This window comes from Streptomyces sp. NPDC021562 (genome assembly GCF_040640875.1).
GTDB lineage: Bacteria > Actinomycetota > Actinomycetes > Streptomycetales > Streptomycetaceae > Streptomyces.
In genome coordinates, this window is sequence record NZ_JBFACN010000019.1 from 53,403 (window position 1) to 68,795 (window position 15,393).

Here is a 15,393-nt window from a genome sequence, read left to right on the forward strand (position 1 = left end):
GGTAGACAGGGCCGTCGGCCCTCGCCTCTGCCGAAAGTTACAAGCCCACCACCGTCTTCCGGCACGCGAAGTGACCTCCTGCGCCAGATGTCCCGGCTGGGGCACGGCGGCGACGGTGGAGGTGACCGTTGCACCGCTGGAAGAGGACGGGACAGAGGCCTTGTACGTCGCCTGGAGAGACCTGCGGTTCGCCAAGGGGCGCTTCGCCCTGATGGGAACCGTCATCGTGCTGATCACCGCGCTGGTCGGGCTGTTGTCCGGGCTGACCGCCGGACTGGGGCAGCGGAACGTGTCCGCCATCACGTCCCTGCCCGCCGACCGGATCGCCTTCGCCGCGCCACCCGGCGGCCAAGGCCTGTCCTACTCCGACTCCGCCGTCACCGAGGGGCAGTGGCGGCGCTGGCACCGGGCAGCCGGTGTCAGCGGTGCGGAACCGCTCGGCATCACCGTCACCAGGGCCACGACGGCGGACCGCAGCACCGGGGTCGGCGTCTTCGGGGTGCGAAGCGGTGCGCCTCTCGCACCGGAGGGCGGCAGGCTCGGTGACCGCACCGCGGTGCTCTCGGTACCCGCCGCCGATGCCCTCGGTCTGACGCCGGGCGACAGGTTCAGCCTCGCGGGACGGCTCCTGACGGTCGCCGCCGTGCGCGGCGACGCGTACTTCAGTCACTCCCCCGTCATCTGGACCGACCTGCGGGTCTGGCACAGGACCGCGGCACCGACAGGCGACGGCGAACCGCCGTTCGCGACCGTCATCGCCCTGAACACCACGTCCCGCGCCGGCATCCGCGCCGCCGACCGGGCGGCCGGCACCGAGACCGTCACCAAGGAGGACTCGTTGTCCGCGATCGGGTCCTACCCCTCCGAGAACGGTTCCCTCCAGTTGATGCGGGGCTTCCTCTTCGCGATCTCCGCACTGGTCGTCGGCGCCTTCTTCACCGTGTGGACCGTCCAGCGCAGCGGTGACATCGCCGTGCTGAAGGCGCTCGGCGCGCCCACCGCCGCGCTGCTGAGAGACGCCCTGGGCCAGGCCGCCGTCCTGCTCACGGGCGGTGCCGCGGTCGGCACCGCGATCGCCGCCGCGATCGGCGCGGGCGTCTCCGGTTCCACCGTGCCCTTCGTCCTGGACCCCGCCACCGCACTGGTGCCGGCGGCGGTGACGATCCTGCTCGGATCTGCCGGAGCCGCGCTGTCTGTCCGCCGCATCACGTCCGTCGACCCGCTGACCGCCCTCGGGAGCGTCCGATGAGTCTGACCCTGACCGACGTCACCCTCACCTATCCCGACGGCGACTCCCGGCTGACCGCCCTGGACCACGTCTGTCTGGACGTGCCGCGAGGCAGTGTGACCGCCGTGGTCGGCCCGTCCGGGTCGGGCAAGTCCAGTCTGCTGGCCGTCGCCGCGACCCTCACCGTCCCCGACGCCGGCACCGTGTGCGTCGACGGCACCCCTACCGCAGGTCTCTCCCGTGGTGAACTGGCCGAACTGCGTCGCCGCGGCGTCGGTATCGTCTTCCAGCAGCCCAACCTGCTGCCTTCACTCACCGCCGCCGAGCAGCTTCAGGTCATGGCGCACCTCGACGGGCGAGCACCGAAGACGGCCCGTGCGCGGGCGATGGAGCTCCTGGACGCCGTCGGGCTCGCCGAGCACGCCCACCGTCGCCCGCACCAGCTCTCCGGCGGGCAGCGCCAACGGGTCAACATCGTCCGCGCCCTGATGAACGACCCCGGGATCCTGCTGGTCGACGAACCCACCAGCGCCCTCGACCACGAACGGGGCGCCGCCGTCATCGAGTTGATCAGGCGCCTGACACGTCGGCAGGCCACCGCCACGGTCCTGGTGACGCACGACCGCACCCACCTCGGCGCCGCCGACCGCGTCGCCGAGATCCACGACGGAAGGCTGACCGTCCCGGCCCGGGCCGCCCGTGCGCACCGCCCGGACGCGGAGGGCCGCCCGAGGACAGGAGGCAGCGCCGCCCGGCCCTCTGGAAGGGCCTGAGGAAGGTCTCGGCGTCAGCCGCCCAGTGCGTCGCGCGGCCTGTCCGCGGTGTGCGTCCCGTTGCACCGGGCCACCGGCGGGGGTCAGGAGTTGGAGCCGCCGTCGGTGTGACGCTGTCCGGTACGGCTGCCGTGCCAGTCGAGGACCATCGTGGTGGCATCGTCGCGCAACGACCCTCCGCAGCTGTCGTGCACCGCGGAGGTCAGGGCCCGGACCACTTCACGGGGGTGTTCCTTCCGGGTGGCGTGGACGAGGGCGGGAAGGTCGACCTTGGCGGCGTCGCGTTCCCGCATGCCGTCGGTGAGGAGGATGACGCGGTCACCCGGCTCCAGGGCAAGCCGCTGCACCTGGTAGGTCACCGGGGCGGGCACGCCGAACGGCATGTTCACGGTGAGGGGCACCTCCTCCACCCGTTCGCCGCGCAGCCGCAGCGGCCAGGGGTGGCCGGCGTTGACCAGCTCGCAGGCACCGTTATCCAGCTGGACGCGCAGGAGCTGACCGGTGGTCATGCCGCGACCGTGGCTGGTGATCGCCTGGTGGGCGGCGTAGGCCTGGTCGAGGAGGCCGCGTCCGGCGCGGCGGGCGCCGCGCAGGGCGTTCACGGTCAGTGTGGCCAGCAGCGCGGAGGCCGTGTCGTGGCCCATCGCGTCGGTGATCGACAGGTAGAGGGCGTCCTGGTCGAGGGCGTAGTCGTAGGTGTCGCCGCCGATGTCGTCGGCCGGGGCCAGGCCGCCGACCAGCGTGAACTGGGCGGCCTCGCAGCAGGACGCCGTGGGCAGCAGCTGGTGTTGGATCTCCGCGGCCAGGCTCATGGTGGTGGTGCGCCGTCCCCAGTGGTAGAGGTCGGTGAAGCGGCGGTCGGTGACCACGATGTACGCGAGGGCATGGGCCGCCTCGGCCACCGCCTCCCGCACCGTGTCATCGGCTGTGGGTACGGTCAGGTCCAGGACGCCGATGCAGTCGCCGCGGTTGGTCACCGGGGCCACCAGCCGCCAGCCGCCCTCCTCGTCCGGCTCCTGGTGCAGACGTTGCGAGCGCAGCACCCGGTCGTGGACACTGCCGGCCAGTTCGAGGGTCTCCGTCCTGCCCCGTGTCTGCGCGGCGGTACCGGCCCTGGGCAGCCGGACGGCTTCCTGCCCGAGCATGTCCACGAGCCAGAACGACACCTCGCTCGCCGAGAACCTCTTCTCCAGGTTCCGGGCCACCACGTCGACCGACTCCACCGGCGCGGCGTCCTCCGCCGCCCGCAGCACCTCGTCCAGGCGCAGGCTCTCACCGTCCAGCACAGGCACCTCCCAGTCCACCACCCGGATTCCCGCTGGCGGGCCACAGATGCGTCACCCCTCGGATTCCAGCCGGCCGGCCCCCGGACCCGAGTGCGACCGGGCCGGGGTACGGGATCCCGGCACGGCCAGGGGCTGCTCAGTTCCCGGGGGCCGGACGGGGCAGGCGGATCGCGGAGACGAGGAAGAAGATCCCGCCGAGAGTGGCGTAGCCGGCGAGCGCGGTCAGCGAAGGGGTGTCCTGTGTGGCGCTCCGGATGAAGGACGCCCCGGCGAGCACGGAGATACCGCCGCTGAGGATCATGGCCCACTGGCCGCCCATCGGCCGGCGCGCGACGCCCACCAGGAGCTGTATGAGGCCGGAGACGACCGCCCACGCGCCCCAGACGCCCAGCACTCCGGCGACGCCCGACGCGCCGGCGACCGCCACGCCGACGGCGGCGAGCGCGCTGACCGCCATGTTGGCGTACAGACCCTTGGCCGGCCCGGCGGCGCGCGCCGACCTGGCGTCGACGACGGCAGCGGCCACGTCGAAGGCGGGGTAGAGGAACAGCAGCAGCCTGGCCGCGACGGTGAGTTCCGAGCCGAGCGCCCACAGGAGGGCGGCCCACGCGAGGGCGAAGACGAAGCGGACGGCGTACAGCCGGCGCAGGGCCGGCGTGGCGCCGAGGGGCTCGGCGGAGACGGTGGACGTCATGGGATCCTCCAGCGGGATTCACGTAGAGAGAACGTTCTCTCTTGTCTTCGCCGCAGCCTGGCACAGCCGCTCCGCGAACACAAGAGAGAGCGTTCTACCCGCTAGGATGGGGACATGACGAGGACGGAAGCCGGCACAGGCACCGGCAAGCGGGTCTCCGAGGCGCGGGAGCGGCTCCTGCGGACCGCCGGGCAGCTCTTCTACACGGAAGGCATCCACACGGTGGGCGTCGACCGTCTGGTCGCCGAGTCAAAGGTCACCAACGCCACCTTCTACCGCCACTTCCGCAGCAAAGAGGACCTTGCGGTCGCCTACATCGCAAGCGTCGACCACGCGGTCCGCGCCCAGATCGGTTCCTTGTCGGCCGCGGACCTGCCCGCCGAAGGCATCCTGCGGGGCATCGGTGCGTCACTGGTCGAGCAGATCGGCTCGCCGGGGTATCGCGGATGCGCCTTCCTCCACGCGGCGGCGGAATTCCCCGATCCCGGCCACCCGGTCCACCGTGCGGTCGTGGCGCACCGGGAGTGGTTCCTTCGGACGATCACCGGACTGTTCGCCGAGATCACGGTCGCTCAGGCCGAGCACGCCGGGCGGCACTTCGTCATGCTCCGTGACGGCGCGATGAGCGCCGGCTACCTCGGCGATCCCGTCCTCGCCGGTGAGACCCTGCTGCGCGGCATCGAAGGGCTGCTGCGGATCCACACCGCCCGCGGGCTCGACGAGGACGCCGCCTCCGGCTCCCACCGGGCGCCCGCGCCGGCCGCGACGGTCTCCGGCATCGAATGCTCCCCGTCCGGTTCCTAGCCGCGGGCCGGCTGCCGCCGTACACGCTGACAGCTCCCGCCCCGTGAACCAGGGAGGGAGCTGTTCAGGTCGCGTCGGCGTATGCCCTCGACGGGCTACGCGTGGCGGTGCGAGTGCCGGTTACCGGTGATGAGGCGGTAAAGGGCCAGCAGGATGAGGGAGCCGACGATGGCCGCTATCCAGGTGGACAGGTGGAAGAACCCGTCGATGGAGTCGACACCGAAGATCACCTTGCCGAGCCAGCCGCCGAGAAGGCCGCCGACGATGCCGATGAGCATGGTGACGATGATGCCGCCCGGGTCCTTGCCCGGCATCAAGGCCTTGGCGATGGCGCCGGCGAGCAGGCCGATGATGATCCACGCGATGATGCCCATGTTGCGTCTCGCTTCCTCGAATAAGGGCTGTGTCAGCTCATCGTGTGCACCGATTACGCCCGAACAAACGTCTCATCCGGATCACGGCCGTCCGTCGCCGGTGCCGCGTGGTGCGAAGACGTGACGCCGGGTCAATCCGGTGTCCTCTCCGGAGGGTTCACGACTCGCCCGCCCGGCCTCACCGGTCACCCGCGGCGCAGCAGTTCCGCCACGACGGCGTCCCAGTCCAGGTACGCGCCTTCCGTTCCCGCCGGTACCGCCCGGAACGTCTCGGCCAGCCAGTCTTCGAACGGGCCGGCCGGTATGTACAGCACGGCGGCCGTGCCCATGCCGCGCAGCAGGACGCGCACCGTGGTCGGTCCGTGGCAGGGGCACGGCGGCCAGACCCGCACGCTGCCCTCGCCGACCGGCGCGCCCAGGCCCGTGTACAGCAGGTCCCGGGAGAACAGCCAGGGCGCGGCGGCCCCGGGACCGCCGGGCAGGTCCAGGCGTACGGCGAACGGGTCCGCCGTGTCGTAGCTGAACCTGACGTCGAGCCGCACTGCTTCCGCGTCGCTGATGACCAGCTCGATGGTCAGGTCGGTGTGCAGACGCCTGCTCCGGCCGGTGGAGTGCATGGCGCCTCCCGGTTGGGGTGGGTCGTGGGCTTCGCCCTGCGTGAAGCCCCGCATACCCACTTCCGCGCGGGGGCGGCCGATGGATGCGGTCGGCCGGCGCGTGTCGCGGGCGCGGGAGAGGCCGCGGACCGGTGGGGTGCATCCGACGCGGGGGCGCCGCCGGAAGTGACGGTGAGACGGCCGGCGGGCGACTCGTGCCCGCGCGGCCCTGGGGGGCCTGGCACGCATCGGAAGGGATGTGTCATGAGGCTTCGCGACGAATGGCCGGTGGATCACAGGCTGGCCACGGTCTACCGGTACGGCGCCGGGCTGTGCGGCGCCGTTCTGCTGGTGTTCGGCTGTCTCGGCTTCGCCGACGAACTCAGCCCCTTCGGCACGGACGGCGCCCGTATCGCCGGCATGTCGACGAACGGGCTGCTCAGTCTGATCTCCGTCCTCTTCGGGCTGCTGCTGGTGGGCGGCGCCGTGGTGGGCGGGAACTTCGCGTCCACGTTGAACATGGCCGTCGGGACACTGTTCCTGCTGAGCGGCTTCGGCCACCTCCTCGTCCTGGACCGGAGCGCCAACATCCTCGACTTCGGCATGACCAACGTCCTCTTCACGTTCGTCATGGGGCTGCTCATCCTCACCTTCGGGATGTACGGCCGGGTCACGGGCGGGCTCACGCACGACAACCCGTACTGGCGCCGCCGCCACCCGCGGCAGGCGGCGCGGGAGTCCCTGGCCGCCCGGCGCCGGGAACGGGCCCGGGCGGCCCTGACCCCGGTGCGGGACGCTGCCGGCGGTCTCCCGGCCGGTGCTCCCCGGCCGGGCGGCTGAACCCGGGAGCCCGGCCGCGGAACCGTCGGGAAGATCCGCCGGAGCATTCCGGCGCATCTTCCCGCAACGGCGTCCTACGCCAGGGCCGCTGCCCGGCGCAGGACCCCGAGGCGGCCCCGGCCGGGGACGGTCCACAGCTCGTGGCCGCGCAGGCCCCAACGGCCCAGCAGTGCGTTGGCCGCGAGGAAGCCGCTCGTGGCGGCCCGTTCCATCAGGGCCACCGGCAGGCCGGTGCGGACCGTGTCGCCCGCGACGACCAGGCCGGGGGTGGGGGTGGTGACCGTGGGCCGGTCGGCGTGGCCGCCCACCGCGAACAGGGGGCAGTCGGCCCGCCACTCGTGACGGGCGTCCACCACCCGCGAACGGGCCGTCTCGGGGTAGATCCGGTGCAGCTGGCCGAGCAGCTCCTTCTGAGTGGCCTCCCGGCCGGGACCGACGTCCTCGGGCACGGCGTAGGCGTGCAGCTCGACGACCGAGCCGCCGGTGCGGGCCGCCCACCGGGCCGCCTCGCCCTCCCAGGCACTGAGCACGCTGACGTTGTCCAGCGCCCCGTAGCCGCTGGTGCCGAGGAAGCCCGGCCGGTCCGCGCGCACGGGCCGGTCCAGCCACAGGCGGGACACCAGGAAGGGCGGAGCGGTACGCAGCCGCGCCACGCGCTCGCGCCACTCGGCGTCCCCGAGGTCGCCGCACCGGCCCACCAGGGCCCGCAGCCCCGCCGGGTCGAGGGCGAGCACGACCCCGTCGTACGACTCCTCGCCGCTCGCGGTGGTCACGCCGTAGCCGCCGGACGGCAGGACGCTGACACCCTCCACCGGCGTGTTCGTGCGCACGCGCGCGCGGAGCCGTTCCAGACGTGCGGCGATCGGGTCCCACAGCGCCTGCGGGAACGGTTCCCTGGGCACGTCGAACAGCAGGCCCTCCGCCGAGCCCAGGAAGTAGATGTGGAACATGAGCGCCATCTCCGCCGCCGACAGCGTCCGGGGATCGGCGAAGAAGCTGCGGGAGAACACCTCGAAGGCCAGGTGCCGGGCTGCCGCCGGGAAGCGGATCTCCTCCAGGAAGTCGTAGGCGCTGACGTGGTCGAGCCGCTCGTACACCTCCGGCACCCGCACGTCGAGCAGCGGCAGCGCCGCACGCGGGTGCATCCGGACCAGGTCCCGCATGCCGAACGACTCGCTCAGCGCCACGAATCCGAGCGCGCTCAGCGGAGGGGTGCGCGGCACGTGCCGGAAGCTGTCCTGCCGGCCGCTGCCGTGCCGCAGCGGGTAGTCGGGCAGCCGGGTGAGGCGGTCCAGGACCGGATCGGTGCGGCGCAGCAGGGCCCGCAGGTTGTAGTACTGCCGGAAGAACGCGTGGAAGCCCCGGCTCATCGTCACCGTCGTGCCGTCGGCCAGCCGCGTGGACCATCCGGCCAGCCTGCCGCCGAGTTGCGCGTCGCGCTCCAGGACGGTGACCCGCACCCCGCGCTCGGCGAGCGCGGTGGCCGCCGTCAGCCCGGCGATGCCACCGCCGACGACCGCCACGCGTGGCGCGGTTGACTCCTGTGCGCGGGCGGCGCCGGGCGGTGCGGGGAGCAGCCGGGCCAGCCGGTCCCGGCCGGGGCGGGGGCCGTGGGCGGCGGCCGGGGAGGAGGGACGGCGCGGTCCGGTCATCGTGCCGCCTCCCCGTCGGCGGTGAACGGGCGGCGGGCGACGACGGTGTGGGTGATGCCGGCCTGCCAGCCGGGCAGCGGCAGCACCCGTACCCGTTCGAAGCCCGCCCGCTCCACCCGCCGGGCGAGCTGTCCGGCCGTGTCGAAGGAGAGGACGCTGTGCCGCAGGTGCCGGTAGAGCGTTCCGTCGCCGAGGAGCGTGGCGACCGGCAGGACGAACCCGCCGCACACCGCGTTCCACACCGCCCGGTGCGCCGCCCGCCCGCTCAGCGCGTACTCGTGCACCGCCAGCCGGCCGCCCGGCGCCAGCAGCCGGTGGGCCTGGGCGAGCACCGCGTCCGGATCGGCGGTGTTGCGCAGCAGGTAGGCGGCGAAGACCGCGTCGAACGGTCCGCGTACGCCGGCCGCGGCCAGCCGCTCCACCGGCGACTGCACGAAGCGCACCGGCGTCGTCCAGGGCCGCCGGGCCGCGCGTCGCAGCATGCCTGCCGACGCGTCGACGGCGGTGATGTCGGCGCCGGGCAGGACGGCGGCCAGGGCCGCCGTCGAGGCGCCGGTGCCGCAGCCGAGGTCGAGCACCCTGGGGGCCGGGCCGCGGCCGGCCAGGCCGAGGCGCCGCGCGGAGCGGCGCAGGTGGGCGTGGTAACCGGGATTCGCCGCCACGAGGGTGTCGTAGCTCCGGGCGGCGTGGTCGAACGCGGTCGCCAGCTCGGCGTCGCGCAACACGGGCATGCCATCTCCGTAAGAGGTCGTCGGGCAGGGAAGCGGGGGGAAACAGGGGAAGGGGGGAAGGGGGCGGGGTCAGGCCGTGGAGGGCGCGGGGGTGGCGGGAGCGCTGCGGCGCGAGGTGAACGGCAGGGCCAGCGCCGAGCCGAGCATCGCGGGGACCGGTACGTGCAGCCCGATGGACAGGTCCTCCGCCAGACCGGTGCGCCCGTCCAGGAAGCGCAGCAGGCGGGGTGTGGGCACACGGGTGAACAGCCGTGTGAAGAAGGCCGGGCCGTCCACCCGGCCGTGGTCGAGGGCGTGCAGCAGCACCGCGTCCATGTACCGCGAGCGGACCGAGTGGACGCGCGGCGGGACGGGGCGGCGGCCCGCGTGCAACGCGGCGGCCACCGCGCCGGTCTGTCGCTGCACGGCGCTGAAGGTGTAGCCGGTCGCCGGGCGGGTGGCCCCGGCCGCGGCCCCGATCCGGAACACCGACGCGGCGGTCCGCCGTGGGAAGACCGCGTCCGTCATCGGGATCACACCCTGTTCGCACTCCAGTACCTCGTGCTCGCCCGCGCCCAGGACCCCGCGCAGGTAGTGCCGCAGCGCGCGGTCGTAGGCGTCCCGGCCGAGCGGTCGGCGGGAGAACTCGGTGTACTCCACCAGTGCCTCGCGCGGGCCCGTGGGCAGGACGTAGCCGAAGGACAGCCCGTGCGCGGGCTGCGGGGTGCGGAAGTCCATCAGTTCCACGGCGCCGGGATCGAACACCGGGTGGCGGGTGCGTACGAACCAGCCGCGGAAGTGCTGCAGCAGCGTCGTGCGTGCCGGGGGCAACCGCTCGGGCGGCCGCGAGTCGAACACCCAGCGGGCGCGTACGGTCACCCGCCCGCCGTCGGCCCGGCGGGCGTGCACCACCGCCCCGCCGGGCGCGGACTCCACGCGTTCGGCGACGGCCTCCACGGTCGTCACCCACGGGCTGGCCGCGAGCACCTGGCCGGCCAGATCCTCCAGCGCGTCGGAGCGCAGCATCTTGTAGCGCAGCGGTTCGATCCCGGCGTCCACCGTCCGTCCGTCGCCGGAACGCACCCGCAGCCGCTGCCAGGAGGCCGTCAGGGCACTGTCGTACGGTCCCGCGTCCGCTTCCCAGAAGCACCAGGTGCGGCGTGGTGCGCGCAGCGGCCCCGGCGGAGCCGCCAGCAGCACCGCCGTCACCCTGCGCCCGGCCGCGGGCGGGCGGGCCAGCCGGAGCGCGAGCGACAGGCCTGCGGCCCCGGCGCCCACCACGGCGACGTCCGACTCCACCTGCACGGCGGCTCCTTCCACGACGGCTCCCTTGCCTGACCGACGGCACATGCGTCTCCCGGGGCGACGGCGATTCCCTCTCCCGGACCGGCGGCGGCACGAACAGTCTTCGTGCGCGGCGGCCGTGGCGGATGCACCGGGGAGCGTGTCGTGCGGGTGGGTACCCAGGGCGTCGGCATGTCCACCGAATGGTGCATCCGGCGGAGCGGTCCGTGCGGAATGTGTCTCAACGAACAGCGCGACCACTCCGGCCAGCCCACAGGCGGTCCGGATCACCGACCGGCGAGAGGATCCGCGATGCGTTCCACCCAGGCGATCGGCCGTCTCACGGCAGGTCCGCCGCGCAGGCCGCCCGCCGTGCCCGGCTCCCACGGCGCCGGGGAACCGGCCGCCTCCGGCGGCGTCTGCGCCGTGGACGAGGACGTGCCGGGCGCCGTCGGCCGGGAACTGCGCGACCTCCTCGCCGACCGCCTCGCCGACTGCCACGGCCTGGACCCGGTGTTCGCCCGGGACGTGGCCGAGCGGACCGCCGGCTTCACCCGGCGCGGCGGCCGCCGCATCCGGCCCCGGCTGCTGTGGTGGTCGCTGCGGGCCTGCGGCGGCGGGGACCCGGCCCAGGTGCGCGTGGCACTGCGGACGGCGGCGGCGCTGGAACTGCTCCAGACCTGCGCCCTCGTCCACGACGACCTGATGGACCAGGCGGCCACCCGCCGCGGCGCGCCGGCGCTGCACGCCGACGTGACCGAGCAGTACGCCGGCACCGCCCCCGGCCCCGCCGCGCGACGGCTCGGCGCGTCCACCGCGGTGCTCGCCGGCGACCTCGCCCTGGCCTGGGCGGACGACACCCTGGCCGGACTGCTGCTGGAGCCCGGGCTGTCACGCGACACCGCGTACCGGCTGCACGAGGTGTGGCGGGCGATGCGCACCGAGATGGTGGCGGGCCAGTATCTCGACGTGCGCGGCCAGGCCGTGTCCTCCGGCACCCCGGGCCGGTCGATCCGGGCCGCGTGCCTGAAGAGTGCCCTGTACACGGTGGAACGGCCCCTGCACCTGGGCGCGGTGCTCGCGGGGGCCGACGACGCCACCACCGGGACGCTGCGCCGCGCGGGACGCTGCGCGGGCCTCGCCTTCCAGCTCAGGGACGACCTCGACGACCTGTTCGCCGACCCTCGGGCCACCGGCAAGCCGTCCGGCGGCGATGTACGCGAGGGCACCCCGACCTATCCGCTGGTGGTGGCCCGGGCCTTCGCCACCGCCGCGGGCGACCACCACGCGCTCGGCGTGCTCGACCACGCGGTGGGCCGGTCCGACCTCACCGACGGCGAACTGGCCGACGTGCGGGAGGTGGTCGCCGGCACCGGGGCCCGCGACCACGTGGAGGCGCGGATCGCGCGGCTCGACCGGCGCTGCCTGCGCCACCTCGGCGAAGCCGCACTGGAGCCGGAGGCGGCCGGACGGCTGCGCGCCCTGCTGGCCGAGATCACCGGCACGGCCGGTCAGGTGCCCGAACCGGCCGCGGCTCCGCGGGCCGCCGCTCTCGCCGCCGCGGGATCGGAGGCGGGCCGGTGACCCGGACCATCGCGGGACCCACCGACCACGTGGTCGTGGTCGGCGCAGGACTGGCCGGTCTGTCCGCCGCCCTGCACCTGCTCGGCGCCGGCCGCCGTGTCACGGTCGTCGAACGGGACGCCCTGCCCGGCGGGCGGGCCGGGCGCATGGAGCTCGGCGGCTACCGGATCGACACCGGTCCCACCGTGCTCACCATGCCGGAGATCGCCGACGAGGCGTTCGCCGCGGTCGGCACCTCGCTGCGCGAACGCGTCGAGCTGATCGAGCTGCACCCCGCCTACCGGGCGCTCTTCGCCGACGGCAGCACCCTCGACGTGCACACCGACGGCGAGGCCATGGAGGCGGAGATCGAACGGTTCGCCGGGGGCGCCGAAGCGGCCGGCTACCGCAGGCTGCGGCACTGGCTCGGGCAGCTCTACCAGGCCGAGCGCGGCCGCTTCCTGGACGCCGACTTCGACTCGCCGCTGCAACTGCTCGGCCCGGACCTGGTCCGGCTCGCCGCGCTCGGCGGCTTCGGCCGCTGGGAGGCGCGGGTCGCCCGGCACCTGCGCGACGAGCGGCTGCGGCGCGTCTTCTCCTTCCAGGCCCTGTACGCCGGGGTGCCGCCCGAGCGGGCGATGGCCGCCTACGCGGTGATCGCCTACATGGACACCGTCGCCGGGGTGTACTTCCCGCGCGGCGGCATGCACGCCGTGCCTCGGGCCATGGCCGACGCCGCGGCCGAGGCGGGGGCGGTGTTCCACTACGGGCAGCGGGTGACCCGTCTGGAACGCGCCGGTGACCGCGTCACCGCGGTGGTGACCGACGACCTGCGCATCCCCTGCGACGCGGTCGTCCTGACCCCCGACCTGCCGGTCGCCTACGGGCTGCTGGGCCGGACCCCGCGCCGCCCGGCGCGGCTCAGGCACGCCCCGTCGGCGGTGGTCCTGCACGCCGGCTGCGACCGTACCTGGCCCGAACTGGCCCACCACACGCTGTCCTTCGGCGGGGCCTGGCGGCGCACCTTCCGTGAACTCACGCACACCGGCGAGCTGATGAGCGACCCCTCGCTGCTGATCACCCGGCCCACCGCCACCGACCCCGGCCTGGCCCCGCCGGGCCGCCACCTGCACTACGTCCTGGCCCCGTGCCCCAACACCGACATCGGGCCGGGCAGCGCCGACTGGACCGGGCTCGGCACCCGTTACCGCGACGGCCTGCTGCGCGAACTCGACCGCCGCGGTCTCGCGGGCATCGCGGCCGCCATCGAGGAGGAGTGCCTGGTGACCCCCGCCGACTGGAGCGCGCAGGGACATGCCGCGGGCACGCCCTTCTCCGCCGCGCACACCTTCGCCCAGACCGGTCCGTTCCGCCCGCGCAACCTGGTGCGCGGCACCGCCAACGCCGTCCTGGCCGGCTGTGGCACCACCCCCGGGGTGGGTGTACCGCCCGTCCTGCTGTCGGGGAAGCTGGCCGCGGCCCGCGTCACCGGCGGCACCCGCGCCCGCGCCACCGCCCGCCGGACAGCCCGGCCGACCGCCGAAGGAGTACGACCGTGACCGCTCGCGAGCTGGACGCCGCTCGCATCACCGACCCGACACTGCGCGCCGCCTACGCCCACTGCCGGGAGCTGAACGCCCGGCACGGCCGCACGTACTTCCTCGCCACCCGGTTGCTGCCCCCCGAACGGCGCCCCGCGGTGCACGCCCTGTACGGCTTCGCCCGCTGGGCCGACGACATCGTCGACTCGCTGGAGGACCGCCCCGGCGCCCCCACCGGCGAGGAGACGGCACGGCGGGCCGCAGCCCTCGACCGCCTGACCGACGACCTCACCCGGGGTCTGGCGGGCGGCCGGACGGGCGTACGGGATGCCGCGCCGGTGGTCACCGCGCTGGCCGACACCAGCAGCCGCTACGCGATCGAGCGGAGCCACTTCACCGATTTCCTCGCCTCCATGCGCAGCGACCTGACGGTCACCGAGTACGCCGACTACGCGGCGCTGCGCGGGTACATGCACGGCTCGGCGGCGGTGATCGGCCTGCAGATGCTGCCCGTCCTCGGCACGGTGGTGCCGCGCGAGGAGGCCGCCCCCTACGCGGCCGAACTGGGCGTCGCCTTCCAGCTCACGAACTTCCTGCGGGACGTCGGCGAGGACCTCGACCGCGGCCGTGTCTACCTTCCGCAGGACCTGCTCGCCGCGCACGGGGCCGACACCGCACTGCTGCGCCGCTGCCGGCAGGAGGGCCGCACCGACCGCAGGGTCACGGAGTCGCTGCGCGCCTTCGCCGAGCTCACCCGCGCCGCCTACCGGCGCGCCGCGCCCGGCGTGCCGATGCTCGACCCCGTCGCCCGGCCCTGCATCCGCACGGCGTTCGTGCTCTACGGCGGCATCCTGGACGCCGTCGCCGCCGACGGCTGGGCGGTGCTGACCCGCCGCGCCGTGGTCCCCCGCAGACGCCGCGCGCTGGTCGCCGCCGACGGCCTGCTCCGGGTCGCCGCGGCCCGGCTGGCCGCCGCCCGCCGCGCACCCGCCGCCGCGCCCACCCCCTGCGAGGAGGCCGCATGACGTCCGACCGTACGCCCCGGCGAGCCCGACTCCCCCTGCGGCTGCGCCGGGACCCGGTCGCCTGGGAACGCCAGCGCCCGACCTGGCGCGAGGCCCGGCCCGCGCTCATCGCCGACGCCCTCAAGCGGGCGCAGCAGCGGCCCGGCGGCAACTGGTACGTCGTCGGGGCCGCCCGCGACCTGCCCGGGGACCGCCCGCTGGCCCGCACCGTCGCGGGCCAGGAGGTGGTGCTGTGGCGCGACGCCGAAGGCCGTCTCGTCGCCGGACCCGGTGTCTGCCCGCACCTGGGGGCGCCGCTCCGGGACAGCCCGGTGCGGTGCGGCACACTCGTCTGCCACTGGCACGGACTCGCCCTGGACGGCGGACCGTTCGCCGGCTGGGAGCCCTGGCCCGCGTACGACGACGGGGTGCTGCTGTGGGTCCGGCTGGACGGCGCCGGGGGCGAGGAGCCCACGCCTCGGCCGCCGGTGCCCGAACGGCCCGCCGCGGCGGGCGCGTTGACCGCGGTGTACACCGGGCAGGGCGTGTGCGAACCGGCGGACGTGGTCGCGAACCGCCTCGACCCCTGGCACGGGGCCTGGTTCCACCCGTACTCCTTTGTCGACCTCACCGTCGTGGACGCTCCTGGACGGGACGACGGCGAGGACGCGTTCACGGTCGACGTCTCCTTCAAGCTCGCCGGCCGGCTCGTCGTCCCGGTCCGCGCCGTGTTCACCGCTCCGGGCCCGCGCACGGTCGTCATGAGGATCACCGAGGGCGAGGGCGAGGGCTCCGTCGTGGAGACCCACGCCAGCCCGCTGGGCCCGGACAGCCTGGGCAGGCCGCGTACCGCGGTGGTGGAGGCGGTGATCGCCACGTCCGAGCGCCGGGGCTTCGCCGTGGCCCGCCGGACCGCCCCGCTGCTGCGTCCCGTCATGCGCTACGCGGCGGGCCGGCTGTGGCGCGACGACCTGGCCTACGCCGAACGGCGCTGGGAGCTGCGTTCCACGGGGCGCTTCCCCGGTGAGTGAGGTGAGTGCGCCA

The 15,393-nt window shown here is 74.6% G+C and carries 15 protein-coding genes; 8 read left to right on the top strand and 7 right to left on the bottom strand.

Translation table 11 applies throughout. The annotated features are described in order from the left end of the window. Positions 1-160: 160 nt before the first annotated feature. Complete coding sequence (locus AB0G52_RS27530; protein WP_361339842.1) at positions 161-1,249, top strand: ABC transporter permease; 1,089 nt, start codon at positions 161-163, stop codon at positions 1,247-1,249. Then, complete coding sequence (locus AB0G52_RS27535; protein WP_361339645.1) at positions 1,246-2,001, top strand: ABC transporter ATP-binding protein; 756 nt, start codon at positions 1,246-1,248, stop codon at positions 1,999-2,001. The genes AB0G52_RS27530 and AB0G52_RS27535 overlap by 4 nt, the downstream gene beginning before the upstream one ends. Before the next feature lie 83 nt (positions 2,002-2,084). On the opposite strand, the gene AB0G52_RS27540 is transcribed toward AB0G52_RS27535, so the two are convergent. Then, positions 2,085-3,284, bottom strand: coding sequence for a PP2C family protein-serine/threonine phosphatase (locus tag AB0G52_RS27540; protein ID WP_361339845.1), 1,200 nt, complete (start codon positions 3,282-3,284; stop codon positions 2,085-2,087). A 139-nt stretch (positions 3,285-3,423) separates the two neighbouring features. After that, the gene (locus AB0G52_RS27545; RefSeq protein ID WP_132891019.1) at positions 3,424-3,981 is read right to left on the bottom strand and encodes a hypothetical protein; all 558 of its coding nucleotides are present in this window, start codon (positions 3,979-3,981) and stop codon (positions 3,424-3,426) included. A gap of 114 nt (positions 3,982-4,095) precedes the next feature. Between AB0G52_RS27545 and AB0G52_RS27550 the strand changes: the two genes are divergently transcribed. Next, positions 4,096-4,785, top strand: a complete 690-nt coding sequence (locus AB0G52_RS27550; RefSeq protein WP_361339648.1) for a TetR/AcrR family transcriptional regulator — start codon at positions 4,096-4,098, stop codon at positions 4,783-4,785. Between the two features lie 95 nt (positions 4,786-4,880). On the opposite strand, the gene AB0G52_RS27555 is transcribed toward AB0G52_RS27550, so the two are convergent. Together AB0G52_RS27555 and AB0G52_RS27560 are read right to left on the bottom strand one after the other, a co-directional pair. Continuing rightward, a complete protein-coding gene (locus AB0G52_RS27555) occupies positions 4,881-5,159 on the bottom strand; it encodes a GlsB/YeaQ/YmgE family stress response membrane protein (protein ID WP_132891020.1) in 279 nt (92 codons plus the stop codon). 185 nt (positions 5,160-5,344) lie between these two features. Next, entirely contained in the window at positions 5,345-5,776 is a 432-nt protein-coding gene (locus AB0G52_RS27560; RefSeq protein WP_165939456.1) for an SsgA family sporulation/cell division regulator, read from the bottom strand. Positions 5,777-6,019: 243 nt separating this feature from the next. Here AB0G52_RS27560 and AB0G52_RS27565 point away from each other — a divergent pair, with 243 nt between their 5' ends. Further along, positions 6,020-6,595, top strand: a complete 576-nt coding sequence (locus tag AB0G52_RS27565; protein ID WP_132891022.1) for a DUF4383 domain-containing protein — start codon at positions 6,020-6,022, stop codon at positions 6,593-6,595. A gap of 74 nt (positions 6,596-6,669) precedes the next feature. Here AB0G52_RS27565 and AB0G52_RS27570 read toward each other — a convergent pair whose 3' ends face one another. From AB0G52_RS27570 to AB0G52_RS27580, 3 genes are all read right to left on the bottom strand, one after another. Then, positions 6,670-8,247: an FAD-dependent oxidoreductase gene (locus AB0G52_RS27570; RefSeq protein ID WP_361339651.1), complete on the bottom strand. Its 1,578-nt coding sequence runs from the start codon at positions 8,245-8,247 to the stop codon at positions 6,670-6,672. After that, a complete protein-coding gene (locus AB0G52_RS27575; protein WP_132891024.1) occupies positions 8,244-8,978 on the bottom strand; it encodes a methyltransferase domain-containing protein in 735 nt (244 codons plus the stop codon). The genes AB0G52_RS27570 and AB0G52_RS27575 overlap by 4 nt, the downstream gene beginning before the upstream one ends. Before the next feature lie 69 nt (positions 8,979-9,047). Beyond that, positions 9,048-10,277, bottom strand: a complete 1,230-nt coding sequence (locus AB0G52_RS27580; protein ID WP_361339655.1) for a lycopene cyclase family protein — start codon at positions 10,275-10,277, stop codon at positions 9,048-9,050. Positions 10,278-10,553: 276 nt separating this feature from the next. Between AB0G52_RS27580 and AB0G52_RS27585 the strand changes: the two genes are divergently transcribed. Genes AB0G52_RS27585 through AB0G52_RS27600 form a run of 4 tightly spaced genes read left to right on the top strand, consistent with a single transcriptional unit; the run spans position 10,554 to position 15,380 of the window. Beyond that, entirely contained in the window at positions 10,554-11,825 is a 1,272-nt protein-coding gene (locus AB0G52_RS27585) for a polyprenyl synthetase family protein (RefSeq protein ID WP_132891026.1), read from the top strand. After that, positions 11,822-13,363: a phytoene desaturase family protein gene (crtI, locus tag AB0G52_RS27590; RefSeq protein WP_132891027.1), complete on the top strand. Its 1,542-nt coding sequence runs from the start codon at positions 11,822-11,824 to the stop codon at positions 13,361-13,363. The genes AB0G52_RS27585 and crtI overlap by 4 nt, the downstream gene beginning before the upstream one ends. Further along, positions 13,360-14,370 (top strand): phytoene/squalene synthase family protein, encoded by a 1,011-nt coding sequence (locus AB0G52_RS27595; protein WP_361339659.1) that lies wholly within the window; start codon positions 13,360-13,362, stop codon positions 14,368-14,370. The genes crtI and AB0G52_RS27595 overlap by 4 nt, the downstream gene beginning before the upstream one ends. Next, the gene (locus tag AB0G52_RS27600; RefSeq protein WP_132891029.1) at positions 14,367-15,380 is read left to right on the top strand and encodes a Rieske (2Fe-2S) protein; all 1,014 of its coding nucleotides are present in this window, start codon (positions 14,367-14,369) and stop codon (positions 15,378-15,380) included. Before AB0G52_RS27595 ends, AB0G52_RS27600 begins: the two co-directional genes overlap by 4 nt. The last annotated feature ends 13 nt before the right edge of the window (positions 15,381-15,393 follow it).